The following is a 9,042-nucleotide window of genomic DNA, read 5'->3' as shown; positions in this document are numbered from 1 at the left end:
ACCGTCCGCGCCCGCAAGGACCTCATCGCCGCCCGTGTCGCGATGGCCAATCAGCTCCGCGCCCACCTCGAACATGTTCTGCCCGGCGTGATCGGGCTGTTCCGCGACATCGACTCCGCGATCACCCTGAGTTTCCTCACCCGGTTCGCGACTCAGGACAAGGTCGACTGGCTGTCGCCACGCAGACTGCAGAACTGGCTGCGCGGCGTCTCCTACCCCAACCCGGCACGAGCCGGGCTGCTGCACGCCCATCTGCTTGCGGCTACCCGCGGGACCACCGGTCCTGAAGCCACCGCCCGGGCGCACGTCACCGCTGCGTTGGTGGCTGGGCTTACCGCCCTGCGGGAGCAGATCAGCGCGCTGCAGGAGCAGATCGAGATCCAGTTGCTGCAGCATGCCGACGCGGCGGTGTTCACGTCCCTGCCCCGGGCTGGGATCGTGCGAGCGGCCCGGCTTCTGGCTGAGATCGGTGACGCCCGCGGCCGCTTCCCGACGCCGGAGGCACTCACCTGCCTGGCCGGGGCTGCGCCCTCGACCAGGCAGTCCGGGAAGGTGAAAGTCGTCGGCTTTCGCTGGGCCGTCGACAAACAACTCCGTGCAGCGGTCATCGACTTCGCCGGCGACTCCCACCACGCCAACCCCTGGGCCGCCGACCTCTACCGGCGGGCCCGGGCTCGGGGCCACGACCACCCCCACGCCACGCGAATCCTCGCCCGCGCCTGGCTACACGTGATCTGGCGCTGCTGGCAAGACGGCGTCGCCTACGACCCCACCCGCCACCGAGCTCTGCAGGCCCTTCTCGCCTCCGCCGCTTGACACAGGGCTACTCATGCCTACCGCCCCGGGAGTTCCCCGCCCAGCCTCGGGCGGGCACGCACTGCCTTATGCCCGATCGCGTCCGCGTCCTATTCGGCCTCGGCCCTTGCGCAGCGATGCTGTCGGCAGCATCCCCTCAATTCACCAACTACAGGTAAGAAGGACCCGGCCGGCCTGGTGATCGGGCAGGTCACGCCTTGCAATCAGGGCAGACGTCGTCACCAGTGGTCGTCGTTGGTCGCTGACGATCGGCCTCCGACGGCCTGGTGACGGCCTGGACCTGGTCCTTGTCGACCCCTTGACCCCCAGGCAACCAACACTTCCACGTGAGCTGCGGCTTCGTGGCCCGTGGCCTGCCGCAACGGTCCGCTATCGTCCGCCCTTGTCCGCTGGCGTCCGCACCGGTCGTCACTCAGTTGGTCACCGAAGGGCATGTGACGCGATGACTATGCTGCCGCCGTGAGAGCTGTCTGGTTCATGTGGGCAGGTTCGTTTCTCAGCCTCGCCAACATCGCGGCCGGTTGGAGCTGGGCCTTAGCTGACGCCGATCTTCGTGTTGGAACCTCCGCCCCTCAGGGTATCGACTGGAGCCAGGCGAGCGCGTTGTTGGGCGTACCGGCCGCGGTGACGGTCGTTTTGATGACAGCCACTATCCGTCGTTCACTGGCTTTGCTATGGGTGGGTGCCGTCGCGATGGGATTGCTATTCATCCCGTGCGGTTGGGCGCTTCTCATCGACCACGCAGGGATGGACGGGGCCAGCCTCGCTCCATGGGCTTGGGCCGCCCATCTAATCGCCATTTTTCTCGCCCTGCCCACTGTGGTCATCGCGCCTTGGCTGCACGGCCGCGACACCCGACACTGAGGCCGACCGGTGTGGCCCGCCGGCCCGGTCGATGCCGGCCCGTCTTCCACGACATCGGTGCCGTGGTCCACTTCCTGCGGAAGGTGGTCTGGATCGTGCCCGACTTCACCGTCGAGCGGTACCGCGACCAGCTCGCCGCCCTGCACGAGCGGATCCAGACCGACGGGCCCTTCGTCGCGCACGCCCAGCGGATCCTGGTCGAGGCCGCAGGCCCGGTTGACCGATCCGCTGGGCATGCCCCGATCCGTGCGCCGCCGGGGTGACGTGGTCACCGCTGGCTGCCCCAGAGGTAGACGCCGAATCCGGCAAGCAGCAGGCTTACCACGCTCGCCCCGGCGCGCACGGTGTTCCACCAGGTCCAGCGAGAGGCGTAGTCCGCCCAGATCCGCGCCGCCTCCGCCGGGTCGGTCGGCACACCGGTCGCGTCGAGCGCATCGTTCATCGGCACGTTGAGGGTCACCGTCGGGATGAACGCGCCCACCAGGTACGCGGCCCCGGCCAGGAAGAACAGCAGCGCCGCCGGACGGTGGCCGAGGATCAGCAGCAGTACGCCGGTGATCGTAGCCGCGAGGATGGGACCGAAGAAGGTGACGAAGAAGAGCGGATTCTGGATCTTCTGGTTGATGCTCGTCATGGCCCGGATCGCGGTGCCGGCGTCGGTCGCGTTCAACCCGGGCATCACGGACACGGAGAAGGCGTAGTAGACCCCTGCGATCAGACCGGTCACCGCCAGGGTCACCGCCGCCGACCAGGCTGCCAGCGTACTCATGACGATCAGCCCCGATCCGGCTGTTCGGTCGCCCAGACGCCGGTGGCGGCGGCGTCCCGCGCATAGTCCGCGAAGTCCCGGGGCCGGCGGCCCAGAGCGCGTCGCACACCGTCGGTCAGGTGGGCGTTGCGCCCGTCCAGGACCTTGCCGAACAGGTCTGTCAGGACGGCCACCAGCTCGGCGGGCACCTGGTAACGCGCCATTACCTCGGCGTACTCCTGTGGGGAGACCGACTGGTAGGTGATCGGTCGCCCGACCGCCTTGGCGATCTCGGCGGTCGCCTCGGCGAAGGTGAGCAGCCGGGGCCCGGTCAGTTCGTAGAGCTGACCCACGTGGCCCGCCTCGGTCAGCGCCGCGACCGCGATCTCGGCGATGTCGTCGGCGTCGACGAAGGGCTCCCCGACGTCGCCGGCCGGGAGCACGATCTCGTCGCCGCGCACCGAGTCCACCAGGAAATCCTCGCTAAAGTTCTGGCTGAACCAGCTCGCCCGCAGGATCGTCCACTTCGCGCCGGATCGCTGTACCACCTGCTCGCAGAGCTGAGCCGCCTCCTCGCCCCGGCCGGAGAGCAGGACAATCCGCTCGACGCCGCCGGCCACCGCCTGCTCGACGAACGCGCGGATTGTGGCGGGGGCGTCCGGTGCGGCCAGGTCCGGGTAGTACACCAGGTACACCGACCCGACCCCTTCCAGCACGCCGGCCCAGGTGCTCTGGTCGGTCCAGTCGAACCGTGGCTCGCCGGAGCGGGAACCGACCCGTACCGGACGGCCGAGGGCGGTGAGGCGGTCCACCACGCGACGACCAGTCTTGCCGGTGCCGCCGAGGACCAGGATGGGCTGTTCGTGCACGTTCTCTCTCATGTCACTAGTCAAGCCGGGCGGGGCCTGACCGGGAATGAGTGAGACGCTCGGCTCCATGTCTGGGCGTCTCACCAGGGTTCTTCTAGCTTGGGGCGTGTGGACGCACTGGCGGGGCTGTTGGACGGGCCGAGAGCGCGCGGCGCGTTCCTGCTCCGATCGGTGTTCGACCCGCCGTGGTCGGTACGGATCCAGGATCGCGCACCACTCACCCTGGTGTCCGTGCTCCGTGGTGACGCGTGGGTGGTGCCGGACACCGGCGCCCCCGTCCGGCTTCGCCCCGGCGATGTGGCGGTCATCCGGGGTCCGGAGCCGTACACGATCGCCGACGATCCGGGCACTCCGCCGCAGGCGGTGATTCACCCCGGCGAGCGCAGCACCACTCCGGCCGGGGAAGAGTTATGCGCCGTGATGGACCTGGGCGTACGCACCTGGGGCGAGCGGCTGGACGGCTCGGCCGTGCTGCTCAGCGGCACCTACCAGTTCCACGGGGAGGTGAGCCAGCGCCTGCTGCGGGTGCTGCCGGCGCTGCTGGTGCTGCCGGATGAGGCGTGGAACAGCCCGCTGGTCCCGTTGCTCGCCGACGAGATGGACAAGGACGAGCCGGGCCAGGAGGTGGTCCTCGACCGGTTGCTGGACCTGCTGCTCATCGCCGTACTACGGGCCTGGTTCTCCCGTCCGGAGGCGGCGGCCGCGACCTGGTACCGGGCACACGGCGATCCGGTGGTGGGCCTGGCGCTGCGACTGCTGCACGACCAACCGGCCCACCCCTGGACAGTGGCGACGCTCGCCGCCCGTACCGGGGTGTCCCGGGCCGCGCTGGCCCGCCGGTTCACCGAGCTTGTCGGTGAGTCGCCGATGGCGTACCTCACCGGTTGGCGACTCGCCCTGGCGGCCGATCTGCTGAGAGAGCCGGACGCCACCATCAGCGCGGTGGCCCGCCGGGTCGGCTACGGCAGTCCGTTCGCGCTCAGCGCCGCGTTCAAGCGGGTACGCGGGGTCAGCCCGGCCGAACACCGGATCCACGTGGAGGGGTTGGCGGCGGTCTGAACCCGCTCGCCCTCCGGCGGTCACTGGGTCCGGGGCGACGGTGTCGTCGCCCCGGACCCGGTCGGCCGCGTCGGCGGCGGTCTAGAGACCGATCCTGCCGACGCCCACACCGGCCGTGACCCTCGCCGGGGCGGTGCCGGGATCATCGACCGTGTACGGGTAGTAGGTGCGCGGCTCGACCACGGTGCCGGCAGTCTGCGGAGTGCCGAGTTGACGTACCTGTTGTTGCGCTCGACCAGCCGGCCGGGGCCGCTCTTGTCGTAACCGACGTAGCTCGGGTGGGCCACGTTCTCGAAGTAGTTCCCCTCCACCAGCACGCCGGCGTTCTCGTGGAGGCGATCCCGTAGAGGGCGTTTCGGTAGTAGTTGTTCAGGACGTGCACCAGGTCGGCGAAACGCACCCGGGGGTGTCGTTGGTCGGTGCCGTCGAAGAAGTTGTGGTGGTACGTCACCCGCAGCTTGCCGAGGTCGGCCGGGTAGTTGTCCGAGTGGCCGACCAGGGCCGACTTGCTGTGGTGGTGGAAGTGGTTCCACGACACCATGATGAAGTCCGACTCGCGCTTGATGTCGAGCAGCCTGTCGTAGCCGTCGGACAGGTCGTTGCAGTCGATCCGAGACGGCACCCACCCGGCTCGGCGAGCAGTTCCTGTGAGCTGCTGTTCCTTGCTGCTGTACAAGATCGAAAAAGGCCGTCTCCGACTAGCGGAAACGGCCTTTGACCTGGGGTGGAGCTGAGGGGATTTGAACCCCTTACACCCGGCGTAGCGAGAGAACGTCATCAATCAGACCCATCGACGCTGTGAGCAGGGCGTGACCTGCCGATGTTTGCTAACGCTTGTCGCCGTTGATTGCTCTCAGTTGTAGTGGATCTGTACCTGATGATCTTGTCCGCCATGCCGCCACGCACCCTGCCGGCTCCCTCTCCCAGCCATCCCGGAGTGCCCGAGGCCCCGCCGGAGGCGCACCCGTCGTTGCCTATCGGCGGGCAGTAGTGGCAGGCATGACAAGCAGGGCGTTCGGTGTCCGTGTCGGAACTGTTCGGCGAACAGCGACGGCTGATTGCCCTTGTCGGTGAACACGTAGCCGCCGTCGCCGCGGCAGACATAGGTCGGCGGTGTCGGTCTGCGCGTGCGCGGCGTCGCCAGTAACCACCGCCCCGGTAGGTCCACCACGTCCGGTGGGGCGTCGACCTGGGTGACCTCGGTGGTGGTATCCGGGACGCGGGTCTGGGCGGATGACCACGGCCTGCCCATGCAGCATCGCCGAGAACAGCTTCCCAGCACGGGCCGCCCGCGCAAAAGGGTCGGCGGCCCACCGGGCGGTAACTCCGGCCCGTCGTTGGATCACGTCCCGAGTCAGTCTTTTACTAGTTAAGATACCTCAAAATAGAGGCTACTACCTAGAACGGACGTTTGGCACGGCGCATGCGGCGTCGAGCGCTGGAAAGCATCAATCGGCGGGAAGTGAACACGGCGCCATGCATGCCTCGTCAGGGATGGTGGCCAGCGGTAGAGGGATGGGTTATCCGCATAACCGAGCATGGGATGTGGCACGCGTCAACGTTAGACTGAAATAAATCTATAGGAGTACAGTCCGATGACGACGGCGCGGGCCAAGGTGCTACGCACTGAAGGGACGTCGCAACGTGCGACGTTCCTGGAACTCTTCTTCGACCTGGCGTTTGTGTTCACGCTTACCCGGCTGTCGCGCGAACTGGGAGAGCACCTCAGCTGGATCGGCGCCGTACAAACAATGGTATTGCTGCTAGCGGTATTCTCTATCTGGAGCCTTACCGCGGCTATGTGCGACGTGTTCGATCCTATGAAGCCGTCGATCGAACTGCTGATCTTCGCCACCATGGTGGGCAGCCTGGTGCTTGCCGCCGCCATGGCCGACGCGTTCGGCGAGCGAGGGCTACTCTTCGCCGGCACGTACATCGCAATCCACATCGGCCGCAATCTTTTCTTGATCATCGCCATAGGCGGTCAAGAGGTGCATCGCCGCGACGCCAGTCTGACGCTGATCTGGTACGGGATATCCGCCGTGCCGTGGATTACGGGGGCATTCGCACAAGGCACAGGACGCCTAGCGCTGTGGGCGGCCGCGGTAGTCCTGGAATACACCGCCACCAGGATCGGTTTCCCCGTACCCGGGCTCGGCCGCATGACCACGTCGTTGGTTGTCAACACAAGCGAGCATCTGGCTGAACGCTATCGGCAGTTGTTCACCGTCGCGCTCGGCGAGTTGATCCTGATCGCGGGAGTCGCACACGGCGCCGGCGACTTCGAGGCCCACCGCAACGCGGCGTTCGCGGTGGCATTCCTGATCACGGTGCTGTTGTGGCGGATCTATATCTACCGGGCCGGTGAGTTCATGGACGCAGCTGCCGCAAAGGCCCGCGCGCCGGTCCGGCTGGCCCGAGCGGTATCACAATCACACGTAATCATGGTGGCCGGAGTCGTGGTCACCGCTGTGGGCCAGGACCTCACCATCATCCATCCAACGGGACATACAGAACCGGCCTGGGTCGTCGTCATTCTCGGCGGGCCCGCGCTGTTTCTGCTCGGGCGTGCCGCCTTCGAACGCGCCGTCTTCGCCCGCGTACACGCAGGTCGGCTGATTTCTGCAATGCTTCTACTGGTCGCCATCGCACCGGCAGTGCTCATACTGGCCGCCAAGGCACCGGGGATGCTTCCACTGTCGCCGTTGGCAGTGGCAAGCGCCACCACCGCGGCCCTTCTCGGCACCGCCATCTCAGATACGGTCCGCATGCACCGACACCCGGCCATTGTGGCGCCGACAGGCGGACAATCTATCGCGACAGGCGAAAGCATGCCGCCGTAAGGCCGCCAACGGCGCCGCAACGGCCGGAGACCGTCAAGCCCACCTTGACACCGAATCCAACGCCTACGCCGGCCTGCGGCGCTGGGCACACATGCTCGGCCTTGGCGGTCACTTCGTCACCAAGGCCCGCCGCTACTCCGTCACCTTCGGCCTGCTTCCAGGTACCCGAGCCACCTACCGCCGCACCGGAGACGACGACACCACCAATGCCATCACCGGCGGCACCCTCACCTACATCGGGTCCGGCTGGCTTAGCGACGGTGACGCCCTGCTTGCCAACACCGCCGCCAGACAGCGACGAGAGAGCCGACGCGTCGGCCGGGAAGAAGTCGCCCACGCTGCATGGCTCGTCGGGGCCGCCGCATGAGCCGAGACCTCACCCCGCGCTGGTACTCGCCCGCCGAGGTCGCCGTCCTGCTCGGCTTCGGTCTGTCCAAGGTCAAGATGAAGATCGCCACCGGCGAGCCGCGCTCCATCAAGGACGGCAAGTACCGCCGCATCCTCCCCGAATGGGTCGACGACTACATCCGCGAACGGGTCGAACGCCGGGAGGCTGCCTGATGCCCGCACGCGCTCGTGCCAACGGCGAAGGCTCGATCTTCCCGTACCGGAACGGCTTCGCCGCGTACGTCTGGGTCGAGAAGCCGGACGGCAAGCGGGGCCGGAAGTGGGTCTACGGCAAGACCCGCGAGGAGGTCCACGACAAGTGGATCAAGTTGCACGGGCAGGCCAAGGCCGGCCCTGTGGCGACCCGCTCCCCGACGGTGGGGAGTACGCCGGCTACTGGCTGCGCGAGATCGTCAAGCCGAACCTCGCCCCGGGCAGCTACGTGACCTACGAGGTGGTGGTCCGGCTCTACCTCGTGCCGGGGCTGGGCCGGAAGCGCCTCGACAAGCTCCGGGTCAGCGATGTCCAGACGTGGATCAACGAGGTCGGGCGGACCTGCCAGTGCTGCGCCCAGGGCAAGGACGAGCGGCGCAAGCCTGCCCAACGTCGCTGCTGTGCCCTCGGCCGCTGCTGCCAGGACCTGCCCTCGGCAACCAGCGTCACGCACCTGCGAACCGTGCTCCGGACGCTGCTGTCCCAGGCGATCACCGAAGGGCTGATCACCCGCAACGTCGCCTCCCTGGTGAAGCTGCCCCCGGTACGGAAGCGGAAGCGGAAGGCATGGACGAGCGACGAGGCTCGGCGGTTTCTGGAGTCGGCCCGCGCCGACGACGACCCGCTCTACGCCGCGTACGTCCTGGTCCTGGTGCTCGGTCTGCCCAAGGGCGAGATTTTGGGGCTCACCTGGGCTGATGTCGACCTCGACGCGGGGGAGTTGACCATCGATCGGCAGCTCCAGCGGGTCGGTGCCGAACTGCTGCACCGGGAGACTAAGACGGCCGCCTCGGACGCCACCCTGCCGCTGCCGGACGTCTGCACCGTGGCGCTCGGCCGCCGCTGTGCCGCCCAGAACGCCTCCCGGGACGCCGCCGGCTCGGCCTGGCAGCCGTCGGACCTCATCTTCACCACCCGCTACGGCCGCCCGGTCGAGCCGCGCAACGTGAACCGCTTCTGTGACCGGCGTTGCGACGCGGCCGGGGTCCGACGGATCACCGTCCGGGACGCCCGGCGGACCTGCGCGTCACTCCTGGCCGACCTGGACGTGCACCCCCGGGTGGCGATGCAGATCCTCCGGCACGCGCAGTTCGCCATCACCATGGAGATCTACACGGTGGTCTCCTCGGCGGCCACCCGTGACGCCCTCAAGCGGCTCGGCAGCGCGCTGGACCGGTAAGGCGCTACTGCTGTACTTCGCCGCTGTACCAGCCAAGATCGCGGCTCCAGCGGCCCTCGAAAG

Annotated in this window: 9 protein-coding genes and 2 pseudogenes; 8 read left to right on the top strand and 3 right to left on the bottom strand. The window is 67.8% G+C overall.

Annotated elements, in window-relative coordinates; translation table 11 throughout:
* The 3 genes from ACFYPS_RS29275 to ACFYPS_RS29265 form a co-directional block, all read left to right on the top strand.
* On the top strand, nucleotides 1-816 hold an 816-nt coding region (locus ACFYPS_RS29275; protein ID WP_387328530.1), incomplete at its 5' end, for a transposase.
* 459 nt (nucleotides 817-1,275) lie between these two features.
* Nucleotides 1,276-1,680: a hypothetical protein gene (locus ACFYPS_RS29270; RefSeq protein WP_354967233.1), complete on the top strand. Its 405-nt coding sequence runs from the start codon at nucleotides 1,276-1,278 to the stop codon at nucleotides 1,678-1,680.
* A 62-nt stretch (nucleotides 1,681-1,742) separates the two neighbouring features.
* Nucleotides 1,743-1,943 carry a hypothetical protein gene (locus tag ACFYPS_RS29265; protein ID WP_354967234.1) on the top strand — a complete coding sequence of 67 codons (201 nt, stop codon included), beginning with the start codon at nucleotides 1,743-1,745 and terminating at the stop codon, nucleotides 1,941-1,943.
* A 5-nt stretch (nucleotides 1,944-1,948) separates the two neighbouring features.
* On the opposite strand, the gene ACFYPS_RS29260 is transcribed toward ACFYPS_RS29265, so the two are convergent.
* Both ACFYPS_RS29260 and ACFYPS_RS29255 read right to left on the bottom strand, forming a co-directional pair.
* Nucleotides 1,949-2,449: an anthrone oxygenase family protein gene (locus ACFYPS_RS29260; RefSeq protein WP_354967235.1), complete on the bottom strand. Its 501-nt coding sequence runs from the start codon at nucleotides 2,447-2,449 to the stop codon at nucleotides 1,949-1,951.
* Between the two features lie 5 nt (nucleotides 2,450-2,454).
* Entirely contained in the window at nucleotides 2,455-3,309 is an 855-nt protein-coding gene (locus ACFYPS_RS29255; protein ID WP_354967236.1) for an NAD(P)H-binding protein, read from the bottom strand.
* A 96-nt stretch (nucleotides 3,310-3,405) separates the two neighbouring features.
* Between ACFYPS_RS29255 and ACFYPS_RS29250 the strand changes: the two genes are divergently transcribed.
* A complete protein-coding gene (locus ACFYPS_RS29250; protein ID WP_354967237.1) occupies nucleotides 3,406-4,356 on the top strand; it encodes an AraC family transcriptional regulator in 951 nt (316 codons plus the stop codon).
* A gap of 142 nt (nucleotides 4,357-4,498) precedes the next feature.
* On the opposite strand, the gene ACFYPS_RS29245 is transcribed toward ACFYPS_RS29250, so the two are convergent.
* Entirely contained in the window at nucleotides 4,499-4,978 is a 480-nt protein-coding gene (locus tag ACFYPS_RS29245; RefSeq protein WP_354967238.1) for a hypothetical protein, read from the bottom strand.
* Nucleotides 4,979-5,951: 973 nt separating this feature from the next.
* Between ACFYPS_RS29245 and ACFYPS_RS29240 the strand changes: the two genes are divergently transcribed.
* The 4 genes and pseudogenes from ACFYPS_RS29240 to ACFYPS_RS29225 all read left to right on the top strand — a co-directional run bounded on the left by ACFYPS_RS29240 (nucleotide 5,952) and on the right by ACFYPS_RS29225 (nucleotide 8,979).
* A complete protein-coding gene (locus tag ACFYPS_RS29240; RefSeq protein WP_354967239.1) occupies nucleotides 5,952-7,199 on the top strand; it encodes a low temperature requirement protein A in 1,248 nt (415 codons plus the stop codon).
* A pseudogene (locus tag ACFYPS_RS29235) lies at nucleotides 7,195-7,566 on the top strand (replication initiator); the annotation flags it as partial. The gene ACFYPS_RS29240 and the pseudogene ACFYPS_RS29235, both read left to right, overlap by 5 nt.
* On the top strand, nucleotides 7,563-7,760 hold the full coding sequence (locus ACFYPS_RS29230; protein WP_354967241.1) for an excisionase family DNA-binding protein: 198 nt from the start codon (nucleotides 7,563-7,565) through the stop codon (nucleotides 7,758-7,760). The pseudogene ACFYPS_RS29235 and the gene ACFYPS_RS29230, both read left to right, overlap by 4 nt.
* Nucleotides 7,760-8,979: pseudogene (locus ACFYPS_RS29225) on the top strand (tyrosine-type recombinase/integrase). The gene ACFYPS_RS29230 and the pseudogene ACFYPS_RS29225 overlap by 1 nt, the downstream one beginning before the upstream one ends.
* The last annotated feature ends 63 nt before the right edge of the window (nucleotides 8,980-9,042 follow it).

Source organism: Micromonospora sp. NPDC005087, assembly GCF_042872965.1.
Taxonomy (GTDB): Bacteria; Actinomycetota; Actinomycetes; order Mycobacteriales; family Micromonosporaceae; genus Micromonospora.
The sequence above is the reverse complement of the archived record's forward strand: the minus strand, read 5'-3'. Positions and strand labels throughout refer to the sequence as shown.